At 74.1% G+C, this 14,547-nt stretch carries 15 protein-coding genes; 8 read left to right on the top strand and 7 right to left on the bottom strand.

Going from position 1 to position 14,547, the window contains the following annotated elements:
- Positions 1–30: 30 nt before the first annotated feature.
- Positions 31–1,218, bottom strand: a complete 1,188-nt coding sequence (locus ACIBCJ_RS00815; RefSeq protein WP_365978888.1) for a thiolase family protein — start codon at positions 1,216–1,218, stop codon at positions 31–33.
- A 175-nt stretch (positions 1,219–1,393) separates the two neighbouring features.
- Here ACIBCJ_RS00815 and ACIBCJ_RS00810 point away from each other — a divergent pair, with 175 nt between their 5' ends.
- The 8 genes from ACIBCJ_RS00810 (at position 1,394) to ACIBCJ_RS00775 (ending at position 7,871) form a co-directional block, all read left to right on the top strand.
- Positions 1,394–2,203, top strand: a complete 810-nt coding sequence (locus tag ACIBCJ_RS00810) for a lysophospholipase (RefSeq protein ID WP_365978889.1) — start codon at positions 1,394–1,396, stop codon at positions 2,201–2,203.
- Between the two features lie 88 nt (positions 2,204–2,291).
- Positions 2,292–2,612: a WhiB family transcriptional regulator gene (locus ACIBCJ_RS00805; RefSeq protein WP_362091331.1), complete on the top strand. Its 321-nt coding sequence runs from the start codon at positions 2,292–2,294 to the stop codon at positions 2,610–2,612.
- On the top strand, positions 2,558–2,896 hold the full coding sequence (locus tag ACIBCJ_RS00800) for a DUF3140 domain-containing protein (RefSeq protein ID WP_362091328.1): 339 nt from the start codon (positions 2,558–2,560) through the stop codon (positions 2,894–2,896). The genes ACIBCJ_RS00805 and ACIBCJ_RS00800 overlap by 55 nt, the downstream gene beginning before the upstream one ends.
- Positions 2,893–3,543: an endonuclease gene (locus tag ACIBCJ_RS00795; protein WP_365978890.1), complete on the top strand. Its 651-nt coding sequence runs from the start codon at positions 2,893–2,895 to the stop codon at positions 3,541–3,543. Before ACIBCJ_RS00800 ends, ACIBCJ_RS00795 begins: the two co-directional genes overlap by 4 nt.
- A 193-nt stretch (positions 3,544–3,736) precedes the next feature.
- Positions 3,737–4,603 carry a hypothetical protein gene (locus tag ACIBCJ_RS00790; RefSeq protein ID WP_365978891.1) on the top strand — a complete coding sequence of 289 codons (867 nt, stop codon included), beginning with the start codon at positions 3,737–3,739 and terminating at the stop codon, positions 4,601–4,603.
- A gap of 109 nt (positions 4,604–4,712) precedes the next feature.
- Positions 4,713–6,113 (top strand): glutamine synthetase family protein, encoded by a 1,401-nt coding sequence (locus tag ACIBCJ_RS00785; RefSeq protein ID WP_365978892.1) that lies wholly within the window; start codon positions 4,713–4,715, stop codon positions 6,111–6,113.
- A gap of 1 nt (position 6,114) precedes the next feature.
- Positions 6,115–7,263: an amidohydrolase family protein gene (locus ACIBCJ_RS00780; protein WP_365978893.1), complete on the top strand. Its 1,149-nt coding sequence runs from the start codon at positions 6,115–6,117 to the stop codon at positions 7,261–7,263.
- Positions 7,264–7,343: 80 nt separating this feature from the next.
- A complete protein-coding gene (locus tag ACIBCJ_RS00775; RefSeq protein ID WP_030403731.1) occupies positions 7,344–7,871 on the top strand; it encodes an NUDIX hydrolase family protein in 528 nt (175 codons plus the stop codon).
- A 38-nt stretch (positions 7,872–7,909) separates the two neighbouring features.
- Here the strand turns inward: ACIBCJ_RS00775 and mnhG are convergent, their stop codons facing one another.
- From mnhG to ACIBCJ_RS00745, 6 genes are read right to left on the bottom strand one after another with little or no spacing between them, the layout of a single operon-like run.
- Entirely contained in the window at positions 7,910–8,281 is a 372-nt protein-coding gene (mnhG, locus tag ACIBCJ_RS00770; RefSeq protein WP_365978894.1) for a monovalent cation/H(+) antiporter subunit G, read from the bottom strand.
- Complete coding sequence (locus ACIBCJ_RS00765; protein WP_393523847.1) at positions 8,278–8,544, bottom strand: monovalent cation/H+ antiporter complex subunit F; 267 nt, start codon at positions 8,542–8,544, stop codon at positions 8,278–8,280. Before ACIBCJ_RS00765 ends, mnhG begins: the two co-directional genes overlap by 4 nt.
- 47 nt (positions 8,545–8,591) lie before the next feature.
- The gene (locus tag ACIBCJ_RS00760) at positions 8,592–9,191 is read right to left on the bottom strand and encodes a Na+/H+ antiporter subunit E (RefSeq protein WP_365978895.1); all 600 of its coding nucleotides are present in this window, start codon (positions 9,189–9,191) and stop codon (positions 8,592–8,594) included.
- Positions 9,188–10,858 carry a Na+/H+ antiporter subunit D gene (locus tag ACIBCJ_RS00755; protein WP_362091305.1) on the bottom strand — a complete coding sequence of 557 codons (1,671 nt, stop codon included), beginning with the start codon at positions 10,856–10,858 and terminating at the stop codon, positions 9,188–9,190. The genes ACIBCJ_RS00760 and ACIBCJ_RS00755 overlap by 4 nt, the downstream gene beginning before the upstream one ends.
- Complete coding sequence (locus tag ACIBCJ_RS00750; protein WP_365978896.1) at positions 10,855–11,619, bottom strand: Na(+)/H(+) antiporter subunit C; 765 nt, start codon at positions 11,617–11,619, stop codon at positions 10,855–10,857. The genes ACIBCJ_RS00755 and ACIBCJ_RS00750 overlap by 4 nt, the downstream gene beginning before the upstream one ends.
- Positions 11,616–14,519: a Na+/H+ antiporter subunit A gene (locus ACIBCJ_RS00745; protein WP_365978897.1), complete on the bottom strand. Its 2,904-nt coding sequence runs from the start codon at positions 14,517–14,519 to the stop codon at positions 11,616–11,618. The genes ACIBCJ_RS00750 and ACIBCJ_RS00745 overlap by 4 nt, the downstream gene beginning before the upstream one ends.
- Positions 14,520–14,547 lie beyond the last annotated feature (28 nt).

The raw sequence follows: 14,547 nt of genomic DNA, 5'->3' as shown, positions 1-14,547 counted from the left end.
CGGGGGTGGCGGCTCGGTGGCCGGGGGTGTCTAGTGACGTTCGACGAGCACCGCGCTGCCCTGCCCGACGCCCACGCACATCGTGGCCAGTCCGCGGCCGGCTCCCGTGCGGCGCATGCGGTGGAGCAGGGTGGTGAGGATGCGGGCGCCGGAGCAGCCGAGCGGGTGGCCCAGCGCGATGGCGCCGCCGGTGGGGTTGACCAGGCCGGGGTCGATGCCGAGCTGGTCGACGCAGGCGAGGACCTGGGCGGCGAACGCCTCGTTGAACTCGGCCTCGGCGATGTCGTCGATGCTCCAGCCGGCCCGGGCGAGGACCTTGCGGGTGGCGGGGACCGGGCCGATGCCCATCACGTCGGGGTGGACACCGGCCGAGCCGCCCGCGACGTAGCGGCCCAGGGATTCCAGACCGAGGTCGTTCAGCGCCTCCTCGCTGACCAGGAGGAGGCCGGCGGCCCCGTCGTTCATCGGGGAGGCGTTGCCCGCGGTGACCGTGCCGCCGGGGCGGAAGACGGGCTTGAGGCGGCCCAGCTTCTCAAGCGACGTGTCCTCGCGGACGCACTCGTCGGTGTCGACGACCACCCCGTCGGGGCGCTCGACGGGGAGGATCTCGTCGTCGAAGTGGCCGTTCTTGCGGGCCTCGGCGGCCAGGCGGTGGCTGCGCAGGGCGAACTCGTCCTGCCGCTCGCGCGGGACGCCGTACCGCCCGGCGACCTCCTCGGCCGTCTCCCCCATGGCCAGCAGGCCGTGCAGGTCCTTCATCGCCGGGTTGACCAGGCGCCAGCCGAGCCGGGTGTCGGCGGTCTCGATGCGGTGCGGCAGCGCCTCGTCCGGGCGGGGCAGCACGAAGGGGGCGCGGCTCATGGACTCGGAGCCCCCCGCCAGCACGATGTCGGCCTCGCCTGCGGCGATGGTGCGGGCGGCGGTGGTGACGGCTTCGAGACCGGAGGCGCACAGCCGGTTCACGGTGGCGCCGGGCACGGTCTCGGGCAGGCCAGCGAGCAGGGCGGCCATGCGGGCGACGTTGCGGTTGTCCTCGCCGGCCTGGTTGGCGGCGCCCCAGTAGACGTCGTCGATCCGGGCCGGGTCGAGCGCGGGCACGTCGGCGACCAGGCCCCGGATCACCGCGGCGGCGAGGTCGTCGGGCCGCACGGTCGACAGGGAACCGCGCAGCTTGCCGATCGGGGTGCGGCGGGCGGCCGCGAAGTGGACGGGACGCACGAGGGACTCCTGACCGTCGTCGCGCGGTCGCCGGGCGGCGCACCGCCGCCGCGCCGGTCCACCGCGCACCTTGATGAGCACTACCCTTAATTAGCACTGCTAGTTTTAGACTATAGACCTCGGGACGGTGTCCTGGGAAGATCCCCCGGACCGTCACCGACGCACCGGAGGAGACATGGCCGAGGCCCGCGAGCACACGCTGACCGGAACGCGGGGGCGGATCACCGTCCGCGAGTGGCCCGCGCGGCGGCCCCGCTACGTCGCCCTGCTGGTCCACGGCTACGGCGAGCACTCCGGCCGCTACGAGGAGGTGGCCGGCGTCCTGACCGGCCACGGCGGCACCGTCTACGCCCCGGACCACGCCGGGCACGGGCGCTCGGACGGCGAGCGGGTGGTGATCGAGGACTTCGAGGACGTGGTCACCGATGTGCACGCCGTGGCCGCACTCGCCCGCACCGCCCGTCCGGACCTGCCGGTCGTCATGGTCGGACACTCCATGGGCGGACTCGTCGCCTCCCGCTACGCCCAGCGCCACCCCGGCGAGCTGACGGCCCTGGTGCTGTCGGGGCCCGTCATCGGCGACTGGGAGCTGCCGCGCCGTCTGCTGGCCCTGGAGGAGATCCCCGACACCCCCGTCAGCCCGGCCTCGCTCTCCCGCGACCCGGCGGTGGGAGCGGCGTACGCGGCGGATCCGCTGGTCTGGCACGGGCCGATGAAGCGGCCGACCCTGGAGGCGTTCGCGCGGACGCTGCAGACCGTCGCCGAGGGCGGCGACGTCGGCCGGCTGCCGCTGCTGTGGGTGCACGGGGAGGACGACCGGCTGGTGCCGCTGCCCGGCAGCCGCCCCGGTGTCGAGCGGCTGAGCGGCGGAGACCTGACGGAACGGATCTACCCGGGCGCCCGGCACGAGTTGTTCAACGAGACCGATCGGAAGGAGGTGTTCGCGGACGTCACCCGCTTCCTGGACGACGTGCTCGCCCGCTGACCGGCGCGGGTCGGGCCCGGATCCGCGATGCCTCCGCCCGGGTTCCGGCGGGCGTTTGCCCCTGTGCCGCATGGGCACCCGCGCCCCCATGGAGTGGTTGCGCCGCGCCGCCTGCGCGAACGAGGATTCCGATCTCTTCTTCCCGGTGGGGACCGTCGGACCCGCCCTGCGCGACACGGCGGCCGCCAAGCGCGTCTGCGCCAGATGCCCGGTGACCCCCGAGTGCCTGGCGTTCGCCCTGCAGTCGGGGCAGACGTCGGGCGTGTGGGGCGGGACCGACGAGGCGGAGCGCACCGCCCTGCTCCGGCCGACCACGCAGCACGCACGTACGCACGACGGAACAAGGGACACCTCATGGCCGACGCCCTCGAACTCGACGCGCTGTGGGAGGACTTCCACCGCGTCGTGAACATGACCTCCGCGGAACTCGCGGACTGGCTCCGGGTGCGCGACTCCGGTGAACTGACCGAGCCGCTGCCCGACGACGCCGGACCGCCGCTGGGCCGGCACGTCCTCGCCATCCTCCAGAAGCGGCGCACCGACCTCACGGAGGACGACCTGCGGGCGATGAGCGAGGTCGTGGAGACCGTCACGTCGCAGGCCGACCTGGAGAACGAGCCCCGGGCCGACGACACCCGCCTGCGCCACCGGCTCATGACGGTCGGTCACGACCCGCTGAAGCCGCGGCCGTGACGGCCGACCAGCGCCGGACCGTGCGCCGGCTCGTCGACGCACACGGTCGGACGTACGCCGAGGAGGCGGGCATCCGGCTGAAGGACACCCCGCAGCCGCTGTACCGGCTGCTGGTCCTCGCGCACCTGCTCAGCGCCCGCATCAGCGCGTCCATCGCGGTCGCCACCGCCCGTGCCCTCGGCGAGGCGGGGCTGCGCGACCCGCGCCGCATGGCCGACGCCGACTGGCAGCAGCGGGTGGACGCGCTCGGCCGGGGCGGCTACCGGCGTTACGACGAGCGCACCGCCACACAGCTCGGCGACGCCGCCGAGCTGCTGACCGAGCGGTGGGGCGGCGATCTGCGCAGGCTGCGCGACGAGGCGGAGGGTGACGTCGGCGAAGTACGGCGCCTGCTCCAGGAGTTCCCCGGAGTGGGACCGACCGGCGCGGACATCTTCCTGCGGGAGGTCCAGCAGGTGTGGCCCGGAGTCTCCCCCTTCCTGGACCGCAAGGCCCTCCAGGGCGCCGAACGCCTCGGTCTGCCCGGGGACCCGGAGCGGCTCCTGGCCCTGGCCGACGACACCGACCCCGCCGTCCTCGCGGCCGCCTTGGTGCGCGCGGCGGTGGACAAGGCCGTGGCCGACGACACCCTCGACCGTGCGGCCTGACCCGAACACCCCTGGCCGCCGCGACGGTCCGCCTCGGCCACCCGACCGGCTCGCCCTGCCCGCCCCACCGCCCGACCGGCTCGCCCCACCGGGCGGCTGAGGCGGGCTCACCCGAACAGCCCCCTGCGCTGGTGCGCCCACGGCCCCGGTGATGCGCTGAGGACACCGTTCCCGTCCCAGGAGGCATCCCGCGATGAGCCGTCGTCCGTCCCACCCCGTCCGTCTCCTGGCCTCCGCCCTGGCGGCGGGCGCGCTGCTGTCCACAGCGGCCTGCTCGGACGGCGGCGGTTCGGAGAGCGCGGCGGACACCGCCGCCGAACAGGCCGCCGTCGCCGAGCGGAACGCGGCGAAGCAGACGCCGAGCGGCTCACCCACCGGCTCACCCACCGGTTCGCCCAGTGCCTCCCCCGGCGCCCTCACCGAGTCCGGCGCCAAGGCCGCCCTGCTCACCGAGGCCGACCTGGAGGGCGACTGGAACCAGGTCGGGGACGCGGACAAGTGGCGCGACCGGCTGCTCGTCGGCGAGGTCGACGTGTCCGACTTCCTCACCGCCAAGGCCGACGCCTCGGACTGTCAGCAGCTCCTCGACGGGCTCTACCGCGACGACCTGCTGGGCGAGCCCTCCGGACCGTCGGCGCTCACCGGTTTCGAGCAGGGCGACTCCCGCCTCCTGGAGCAGGTCGCCGGCTACGACCGCGCGGGACTCGACGACCGCCTGAAGTGGATGGCCTCACTGCCGCAGAAGTGCGACGAGTTCACCGCGACCGACGACGGCGAGAAGCGCACGGTCCAGGTCACCGAGACCTCGGTGCCCGATGTGGGTGACGCCCGCGAGGGCCTGCACGTGACCGTGCGGGGCGACACCGACGGCACCCCGGTCACGCTCACCCTGGACGTCGCCGCCGTACGCGTCGGCACCTCCGCCCTCACCGTCACAGGGGGCGGTCTGGACGGCGGCCAGAGCTCCTCCGTGCAGCAGGGCGTGCGCCAGGGCACCGAACGCCTGCAGACCGTCCTGGCCGGCAAGACCCCGTCGCCGCAGCCCACGAACCTGGACTGACCCGGCCGGGCTCCACCGCGTCGTGCGCACATCCGGCGAAACCCGGACAGCGTGATCACCGGACGGCACAATGGTCCGCGACGGACGGCGCACGCGAAGGAGCCGAGACGTGAGCGACAGCGACCCCGTGTCCGGCGGGCGTCCAGGCGCGGCCGAACGGGCCACCGCGCTGAGCGGCGAGCTGACCGGGCAGGGCGTGCACGGCGTGGTGCTGGCGTACGTCGACACGGCCGGGATCACCCGGGTGAAGACCGTGCCCACCGCGAAGCTCGCCTCGGCAGCGGCCTGGGGCGTCGGCATGTCACCGGTGTTCGACACCTTCCTGGCCGACGACTCGATCGTCGCCACCGACGTCCTCGGCTCCCCGGACGGCGACCTGCGCCTCTACCCCGACCTCGACCGGCTGACCGTGCTGGCGGCGCAGCCCGGCTGGGCGTGGGCCCCGGTCGACCGGCTCACGCAGGAGGGCGCGCCGCATCCGGCGTGCGGGCGCACCGTCCTGCGGCGGACCGTGGCCGGGGCCGCCGAGCGGCACGGCATCGCCTTCATGGCCGCCGTCGAGGTCGAGTGGTCCGTGGGCCGGGGCGACGCGGACGGCGACGCGTTCGTCCCGGCCGTGTCCGGACCGGCCTACGGGGCCGCCCGGCAGGTCGAGCTGAGCGACTGCGCCGCCGACCTGCTGGCGGCGCTCGCGGCGCAGGGTGTGGACGTCGAGCAGTTCCATCCCGAGTACGCGGCGGGGCAGTTCGAGATCTCGGCGGGCGCGCTAGACCCGGTGGCGGCGGCCGACCGCAGCCTGCTGGTGCGGCAGACGATCCGGGCCGTGTCGATGCGGCACGGGCTGCGCGTCTCCTTCGCCCCCGCGGTCCTCGGGGAGGGCGTGGGCAACGGCGGGCACCTCCACCTCTCCGCCTGGCGCGACGGGAGGAACCTCCACGCGGGCGGTGCGGGCCGGTACGGCATGACCGCCGAGGCCGAGTCCTTCGTGGCCGGGGTCCTCGGCCGCCTGCCCGCGCTCACCGCGATGACCGCGCCGAGCCCCGCCAGTCATCTGCGGCTGCGCCCCTCGCAGTGGGCGGGGGTGTTCACCGCCTGGGGCCGGGAGACGCGCGAGGCGGCGCTGCGGATCGTCACCGGCACCGCCGGGATCCGCGACCGCGCCGCCAACCTGGAGGTCAAGCCGGTCGACCTCGCCGCCAACCCGTATCTCGCCCTCGCCTCGGTGATCGCCGCCGGCCTCGACGGGGTCGTCTCGTCCACGCCCCTGCCCGAGGAGACCACCGGCGACCCGGCCCGGCTCGACCCGGCCGGCGCGGCGGCCCGCGGCGTGCGGCGGCTGCCGACCACCCTCGCGGAGTCGGTGGAGGCGTTCCGCGCCGACGACGTGCTGCGCGAGGCGCTGGGCGGGGTGCTGGCCGACGCGGTGATCGCCGTACGCCTGGGCGAGGCCGAGGCGGTCGAGGGACTGGACGACGACGGTGTCGCGGCGGCCTACCGCTGGAAGTACTGAGATGGCCGCCGGGGCCGTGCACGAGCGGCTGGCCGCCCTGGAGCTGGTGGACCACCACTGCCACGGCGCGGTCACCGAGGACCTGGACCGTGCGGACTTCGAGTCCCTGCTCACCGAGGGCGAGGCGTGGCCCGGCGTCTCCCCCTTCGACAGCCCTGTGGGCCTCGCCGTGCGCCGCCACTGCGCGCCCCTGCTGGACCTGCCGCGTCACGCGCCCGCCGACGTGTACGTGGCCCGGCGGGCCGAGCTGGGCGCCGCGGAGGTCAACCGGCGGTTCCTGCGGGCCGCGGGCACCGGTGTGTTCTGCGTGGACACGGGATACGCCCCGCACTCCGTGACGGGCCCGGCCGAGCTGGCACGGGCGGCCGGCGCGCGGGCGTACGAGGTGGTCCGGCTGGAGGGCGTCGCGGAGGCGGTGGCGGCGGGCGGTGTGGAGCCGGACGGGTACGCGGAGGCGTTCCGCTCGGCCGCGTGGGAGGCGGTACGTCGGCCGGGCGTGGTGGGCGTCAAGTCGGTCGCCGCCTACCGCACCGGTTTCGACCTGGATCCGGCCCGTCCTTCGCCCGCCGAGGTCACGGAGGCGGCCCGGAAGTGGCTCGCCCGCGGCGGCGGCCGGCTCGACGACCCGGTGCTCATGAGGCACCTGCTGTGGACCGCCGTGGGCCTCGGGCGGCCGCTCCAGCTGCACGCGGGATTCGGCGACGGCGACCTGCGCCTGCACCGCGCGGACCCGGCCCTGCTGACCGACTGGCTGCGGCTGACCGCCGGCACGATCCCGGTGCTGCTGCTGCACTGCTGGCCCTACCAGCGCCAGGCGGCCTACCTGTCCGCGGTCTTCGAGCGCGTGTACGTCGACGTGGGGCTCACCCTGCACCACGTCGGCCCGGCAAGGGCGGGCGCGATCCTCGCGGAGGCGCTGGAGATCACCCCGTTCCGCAAGCTGCTGTACAGCTCCGACGCCTACGGGGTGGCCGAGTTCCACCACCTGGGGGCGCTGGCCTTCCGCCACGGTCTGGCCGGGCTGCTTCAGGAGCGGCTGGACGCCGACGAACTGTCCCCGCCGGACGCGCTGCGCCTGGCCCGCTGGACGGGACGTGACAACGCCCGCCGGGTGTACGGGCTGCCCGGCGGTCCGATCGACGACGGCTGAGCGGCGTGGGACGGGTCACAGTCCCGGAGCGCCGCCCGGGAAGTTCGTACGGCTGAAAGTATGATCAAGCGATGTCTGACATGACCGAAACCACGCCGGGCTGGCTGACGACCGACGAGCTGGAGATGGCACGCGCTCGCATGCCGATCCTGTACGTCGAGGCGGTGCCCGTGCGCGTCGACGACAGCGGCGAAGTCACCAGCGTGGGCCTGCTCCTGCGCATCGGGCCCGACGGGACGGTCAGCCGGACACTGGTCTCCGGCCGGGTACTGCACCACGAGCGGGTCCGGGACGCCCTGCTGCGCCACCTGGAGAAGGACCTCGGCCCGGTGGCGCTGCCCCGGGTGCCGTCCTCGCTCCAGCCGTTCACGGTGGCCGAGTACTTCCCGACGCACGGCGTCACGCCGTACCACGACCCCCGGCAGCACGCGGTGTCGCTCGCCTACGTGGTGCCGGTGACCGGTGACTGCCGACCGCGCCAGGACGCCCTCGACCTGGTCTGGTTCGATCCGCGCGAGGCCCTGTCCGAGGCGGTGCAGAGCGAGATGCCGGGCGGGCACGGGGTGCTGCTGAAGCAGGCGCTGGCCCACGTGGGGTGCGTGGGCTGACCTCCGGGTGAGCGGCGGGCGGCGGTGGTCCGCACGGGTCACCGCTGCTCGCCGGTGTCCTCCGCGTCGCTCAGCTGCGGGTCCAGGTCGTCCCGCAGCAGGCCCCGGGACCCCGTCTGACCGGTGCGGTAGGCGGAGCGGGCCACCAGGTGGGAGGCGACCGGGCTGGTGAGGAACTGGAAGAAGGCGATGAGCGCGAGGGTGCCCACGTCGGTGCCGTGCCGCAGCCTGAGCGCCACCCCGGCGAGGACGAGCAGCATCCCGAGGGTCTGCGGCTTGGTGGCGGCGTGGCTGCGGGAGAGCACGTCGGGGAAGCGGAGCATCCCGATCACACCGAGCAGGCACTGCAGGCAGCCGAGGAACAACAGGACCGTCCCGGCCAGGTCGGCGGCCTGCGCCCAGGCGTTCACCGGTGGTCCTGCCTGCCGTCCGCCCGCACGGCAGGACGGTCGCGTACGGCGATGAAGCGGGCGATGCCCACGGAGCCGGTGAATCCGAGGAAGGCGAGCACCAGCATCACGGGGAAGTAGAAGGAGTCTCGGTCGTGCGCGGCCTTGACGCCGATGCCGGCGATGATGAGCGCCGCGGCCACGTCCAGCGCGACGGCGCGGTCCAGCATCGAGGGTCCGTACCAGATCCGGTACAGCAGCAGTGCGCCGGCGACGAGGATCATCGCGAGCGCGGCGACGAGCAGGGCGTCTTCGAGGCGGTGCAGGGGGATCACGGCGAGGGGTCACCTTCCGGTACGGGGCGGGCGGCGTCGGCGATGTCCTCGGCGGTGCCGAAGGCACGGGCGACCAGTTCCTCCATGCGCCACACCTGTCGCTGGGCGCCCTCGATCTCGCCCGGGTTGGCGGCGTCGAGGACGTGCAGGAACAGGGTGGCCGTCGACCGGCGCACCTCGATCACGGAGCCGCCGGGCACGTTGGAGACGGCCGCCGCGGTGGCGGTGAGCATGAGGTCGCTGCGCACGCGCAGCGGGACGGCCACGACGGCGGCGTGGTAGGGGCCCTTGGCGAAGATCTGCCGGGTGACCTCGACGCTGGAGGAGAACATGTCGTACAGCAGGTAGGCCGCGAGGCGCAGGATGCCCAGGGGGCGCAGCCGCAGGCCGATGTCCACGGCGGGCAGCGGGAAGGCCAGGCACAGGCAGATCGCGACGAGGACGCCGTTGACGAGGTTGGCCCAGGACGGGGTGCCCCACAGCAGGATCCAGATCACCGTGAGCCAGCCGACGAGCGGCAGGTCCAGCACGCGTCGGCCGCGGCCGACCCGGAAGGACCAGCTGTAGGGCGAACGGTCGCGGAAGAGGTTGCTCACCGGCCGAGCACCGCCTCGATGTAGGGGGTGCGGGCGAGGAGTTCGGTGGCGGCGGCCTGGGTGAAGGTGGTGAGCGGGCCGCCGAGCACCGTGTACGACAGGCCGAGGGCGACGGCTGCGCCGGTGGCCGCGAGCATCGGCCAGGGCAGCCGTTTGGTGGTGGTGATGGACTGCCCGAGGAAGCCCGCGGCGACCACGGCACCCGCGGGCACCGGCAGCCCGCTCCCGGCACCGGCCGTCTCCCCCGCGTCGCCCGCTCCCCCCTCGTTCTCCTCCTCGTCACCGTCCTCGTCGTCCTCGTCGTCCTCGGCGGACTCCAGCACGACGCCCTCCTCCTCGGCGCCGGGTGGCGCGTCGCGCCAGAAGGCGAGGTTCCAGACCTTCGCCATGACGTAGAGGGTGAGCAGGCTGGTGGCGGCCGAGCCGGCGACGAGTGCCCAGGCCCAGGCGCCGCCGTCGGCGACGCCCGCCCGCATCAGGCCGAGCTTGCCGATGAACCCGGACAGCGGGGGGATGCCCGCGAGGTTCATGGCCGGCACGAAGAACAGCACGGCGAGCAGCGGCGCGGCCTTCGCCAGGCCGCCGAGCCGGGTGAGTTCCGTGGTGCCGTCGCGCCGCTCGACGAGCCCGGCGACGAGGAACAGGGTGGTCTGCACGGTGATGTGGTGGGCGACGTACACGATGGCCCCGCTGATCGAGGCCCGTGCGGCCAGCGCGATTCCGAAGACCATGTAGCCGATGTGGCTGATGAGGGTGAAGGACAGCACCCGCTTCAGGTCGGTCTGCGCGACGGCGCCGAGGATGCCCACGGCCATGGAGGCGAGCGCGGCGAGCATCAGCAGGTCGCCCAGGCGGTGACCGGGGAAGAGCAGCGTCTGGGTGCGCAGCATCGAGTACACGCCGACCTTGGTCAGCAGGCCGGCGAAGACCGCGGTGACCGGGGCGGGCGCGGTCGGGTAGGAGTCGGGCAGCCAGGCGGCGAGCGGGAACACCGCCGCCTTGATCGCGAAGACCGTCAGCAGCATGGCCTCCAGCAGGGTGCGCACGCCGAGCGGTACCTCCTGCAGCCGCTGGGCGAGCTGGGCGAAGTTCACCGTGCCCGCCACCGCGTAGGTCATGGCGATGGCGACCAGGAAGAGCACGGAGGAGAACAGCGAGATGATCACGTACGTCGAACCGGCCCGGATACGGGTGGCGGTGCCGCCGATGGTGAGCAGGACGAAGCTGGCGACGAGCATGATCTCGAAGCCGACGTAGAGGTTGACGAGGTCGCCGGCGAGGAAGGTGCAGGAGACGCCCGCCACCAGGATGAGGTAGGCGGGGTGGAAGACGCCGACCGGTGCGTGGTCGTCGCGGTCGGCCATGCCCTGGCCGAGGGAGTACACGAGGACCAGCAGGGTGACGGCGCTGGAGACGGTGAGCATCAGGCCCGCCAGGCGGTCGGCTACGAGGGTGATGCCGACCGGTGGTGCGAAGTCGCCGAGGTGCACGCTGAGCGGGCCGTGCCGGTCGGCGGCCACCATGAGGAGGACGGACAGCACCAGGACGGCGCCGAGCACGGCGAGGCTGATGAAGCGCTGGAACCGGTGCAGCCGGGGCCCGATGGCCAGCTTCAGGCCGGTGACGCACAGGGGCAGCAGGACGGGGAGCGGGACGAGCGCGTTCACCTGGTTCCTTCCGTGCCGGCGCCCTCGGGGTCGTCGGGCTGGTCGGGCGGCGGGTGGCAGGAGTCCTCGCCGGGGAGCGAGTCGGGTTCGCGGCCGGTCTCCTCGGGGTCGTTGGAGGGCCCGGCGACCCGGGCCGGCGCCGGGCCGGGGCGGCCGGCCGCGTCGGTGGAGCCCCGCTCCCGGCCTTCGCGGTAGTCCTCGGGGTCGGCGCCGAGGATGTCGTTCCAGAGGTTCCCGGAGACGTCGTTGGCGCGGGCCTGGTAGGCGCGTTCCTCCCGGACCCGCCGGCGCAGCCGTCTGCGTGCGGCGCGGTAGCGGGCGCGTTGCTCGGCGTCGGCGCCGCCGTCCTCGGCGCGGGCCTCGCGGTAGCGGTCGCGGAGTTCGCCGCGCCGGTCGAGGAACTCGGCGCGCAGGGCGACCAGGCGGTCCTCGGTGTCGTCGCTGATCTCGTCGGAGCCGGTGACCTGGTGGCTGCGGTAGGCCATGGCGAGCAGGAAGGCGGTGGTGGCGAGGGTGATGACGATGGCGGTCAGGGCGATGGCCTGCGGCAGCGGGTCGGTGACGCGGTTGCGGATGATGTGCGGGTAGAGCAGCGGCGCCTCGCCCGCGCTGCCGGTGGCGGCGAGGACCAGCAGGTTGACGCCGTTGCCGAGGACGACGGCACCGAGCAGGATCCGGGTCAGGGACCGGGTCAGCAGCAGGGTGGCGCCGACGGCGTTGAGCACGGCGGCGGCCACCAGCAGGGACAGGCTCACGGTCATGCGCGGCCCGTCTCCGGACGCGGGGCGGCCCGTTCGATCTGGCGGTCGATCCGGGCGCCGAGGGCCCGCACGATGTCCTGGACCACGCCGAGCACGAGGAGGTAGACCCCGCAGTCGAAGAGGACGGCGGTGGACAGGTGGGCGTCGCCCCACAGCAGCAGGTGCCCGTGCCAGGTCCAGCCGTGCAGCACGGTGCCCTCGCCGAGACCGCCGAGCGCGATCCCGGTGGACAGGAACAGGCCGAGGCCGGTGAACAGGCCCGGTTTGAAGGGCACGGCCTCGGCGAGTTCGTGCCGCCCGCCGGCGAGGTAGCGGGCGATGAAGGCGACGCCGGCGGTCAGGCCCGCGACGAAGCCGCCGCCCGGCAAGTTCTCCGCGCACAGCAGCAGGTAGACGGAGAGGACGAGGACGGGGTGGAAGATGAGGCGGGCGACCACTTCCAGGACGAGGGAGCGGCGTTCGGGGGCGAGGGTGGCGCTGGCGGCGAGCCAGGACCGCTCGGGGGCGCCCTCGTCGCCGGTGGGCAGCCCCGCCGACTCGTACCGGCTGGCCTGCCAGGCGGTGCGCAGCCCGGCGTGCGGGTGGTCGCCGGGCAGCGGCAGTACGGGCTGCTCGGCGCCGTCGGTGCGGCGGTGCAGGTAGATGAGGCTGGTCACACCGATCGCGGCGGCGGCGAGCACCGCGGACTCCCCCATCGTGTCCCAGGCCCGCAGGTCGACGAGGATCGTCGCGACGACGTCCTTGAGCCCGTGGTGCGAGGTCTCCTCGACCATCGCCGCTCCGGCGCTGTCGGCCGTGCGGTGCCCCGCCATGATCCACAGGACGACGGCGACGGCGGCGCCGCCCGCGAGCGCCACCGGCATCCGCAGCAGGCGCCGCCACCGGCTGAAGTTCTCCTCGAAGCGCACCGGCATCCGGCGCAGCACCAGCACGAAGACGATCATCGAGACGGTCTCCACGCAGAACTGGGTGAGCGCGAGGTCGGGTGCGCCCTGGGCGACGAAGAGCAGCGCGGTGCCGTATCCGGTGAGGCCGGCGAAGACGACGGCCTTCATACGGCGCCGCACGCCCAGGCAGAGCAGGGCCGCGGCGCAGGTCAGGAGGGCGACGGCGGCCTGGGCCGGGTGGTCCCACAGGCGCGGGGCGGGAACCTGGTCCCAGGGTTCGTCCGCGACCAGCACGGCGACCTGCCCGGCCAGGACCACGCTCATGGTCGTCACGAGGTACACCGACAGCGAGCCGCGCTGCACGAGTCCGGTGCACTGCAGGGCGGTGCGTTCGAGGGCGAGCAGCATCCGCCCGAAGACAAGGTCCGCGGAGCGCCAGGCGAGCCTCTGGCCCGCCCGGGCGAGAGGACTCGCGGCGAGGAACAGCAGGACGCCGCCCGCCCAGGCCGCGCCGGACAGGCCGAGGGCGAGGCCCGCTCCGTGCCACAGGGCCAGGTGAGCGGGGTGGGCGGGGGTGGGGAACTGCGCGGCGTAGGTGCCGAGGAGACCCTGGAGCCAGGACACGCCGGGGCCGAGGACGAGGCAGGCCAGGGCGAGCACGGCGGGCGGGGCGAGGAAGGCCGCGGAGACGGGGTGGGCACCGGTGTCGGGAAGGCCCGGCTTGCGGGCGAAGGCGCCCCACAGGTAGCGCAGGGTGTAGGCGGTGGTCAGCGCGGAGCCGGCGACGGCCGCGGCCAGCGCCCAGCGGTCGCCGGTGCTCCCGTCGAGGAGCGCCTGGAAGGCGGCCTCCTTGGCGGTGAAGCCGAGCAGCGGCGGTACGGCCGCCATGGAGGCTCCGGCGATCACGGCGACGGCGCACACGGCGGGCAGCCTGCGTCCGAGTCCGGAGAGCCTGCGCAGGTCACGGGTGCCGGTGGCGTGGTCGATGATGCCGGTGACCAGGAAGAGCGGCGCTTTGAACAGGGCGTGCGCGAGGATCATGGCGGTGGCGGCGAGGCCGGTGTCGTGACCGCCCGCGCCGGTGAGGACGGCCAGGAAGCCGAGCTGGCTGACGGTGCCGTAGGCGAGGACGAGTTTCAGGTCGTGCAGCCTGAGTGCCCGCCAGCCGCCCAGCAGCATCGTCACCGAGCCGAGGACGAGCAGCAGTGGGCGCCAGGGTGTGACCTCGGCGAGGGCGGGGGCGAGCCGGGCGACGAGGTAGACCCCCGCCTTGACCATGGCGGCGGCGTGCAGGTAGGCGCTGACCGGGGTGGGGGCGGCCATGGCGTTGGGCAGCCAGAGGCTGAAGGGCCAGATCGCGGACTTGGACAGGGCGCCGACGAGGATCAGCACGACCGCCGTGGACAGCGCCGCCGACGGCGCCGGCGGGTCGGCGAGGATCGCGGAGATGCGGTAGGTCCCCGCCTCGTGTCCCAGCAGCAGGAAGCCGACGAGCATGGTCAGTCCGCCGAGTGCGGTGACCGTGAGGGCCTGCAGGGCGCTGCGCCGGTTCCGTTTGTGGTCGCTGGTCTGGCCGATCAGCAGGTAGGAGAAGACGGTGGTCAGTTCCCAGAAGATGTACAGCAGGACGAGGTCGTCGGCGAGGACCAGCCCGAGCATGGCGCCGGCGAAGGCGAGCAGGTTCCCGGCGAATCTGCCGAGCTGCCGCGACCGGTCGTCGAAGTAGGAGGCGCAGTAGACCAGGACGAGGGTGCCCACGCCCGCGGCGAGCAGCACCATGAGTTCGGCGAGCGCGTCCAGTCGCAGCGCCCAGTCCACGTGGTAGGCCGGCAGCCAGCGCCACACGGCGGTGTCGGCGCCGCCCTCGGCCGCCGTGCTCCACCGGGTGGCGGCCCAGACGGCCGTCGCGGCGGGAGGCAGGGCCAGCAGCAGGAAGGCACGGGTGCCGCACCGTCTCACCAGCGGCGCGGCGAACAGCGCGAGCGCGAAGTGGCAGAGGATGAGCACGGACACCCGACAGTGATATATCGGGCATCTCGTC

The organism is Streptomyces sp. NPDC051136, assembly GCF_044455745.1.
Taxonomy (GTDB): domain Bacteria; phylum Actinomycetota; class Actinomycetes; order Streptomycetales; family Streptomycetaceae; genus Streptomyces.
Note: the sequence above shows the minus strand (reverse complement) of the source record. Positions and strands in the feature narration are given on the sequence as shown.

Coding starts and splice junctions, on each gene's coding strand:
- ACIBCJ_RS00790 (WP_365978891.1), top strand. CDS start 3,737: ATGAGCCGTCGTCCGTCCCACCCCGTCCGTCTCCTGGCCTCCGCCCTG.
- ACIBCJ_RS00805 (WP_362091331.1), top strand. CDS start 2,292: ATGGAGTGGTTGCGCCGCGCCGCCTGCGCGAACGAGGATTCCGATCTC.
- ACIBCJ_RS00765 (WP_393523847.1), bottom strand. CDS start 8,544: ATGATCCTCGTCGCCGGCGCACTGCTGCTGTACCGGATCTGGTACGGA.
- ACIBCJ_RS00780 (WP_365978893.1), top strand. CDS start 6,115: ATGGCCGCCGGGGCCGTGCACGAGCGGCTGGCCGCCCTGGAGCTGGTG.
- ACIBCJ_RS00775 (WP_030403731.1), top strand. CDS start 7,344: ATGACCGAAACCACGCCGGGCTGGCTGACGACCGACGAGCTGGAGATG.
- ACIBCJ_RS00800 (WP_362091328.1), top strand. CDS start 2,558: ATGGCCGACGCCCTCGAACTCGACGCGCTGTGGGAGGACTTCCACCGC.
- ACIBCJ_RS00750 (WP_365978896.1), bottom strand. CDS start 11,619: ATGACCGTGAGCCTGTCCCTGCTGGTGGCCGCCGCCGTGCTCAACGCC.
- ACIBCJ_RS00810 (WP_365978889.1), top strand. CDS start 1,394: ATGGCCGAGGCCCGCGAGCACACGCTGACCGGAACGCGGGGGCGGATC.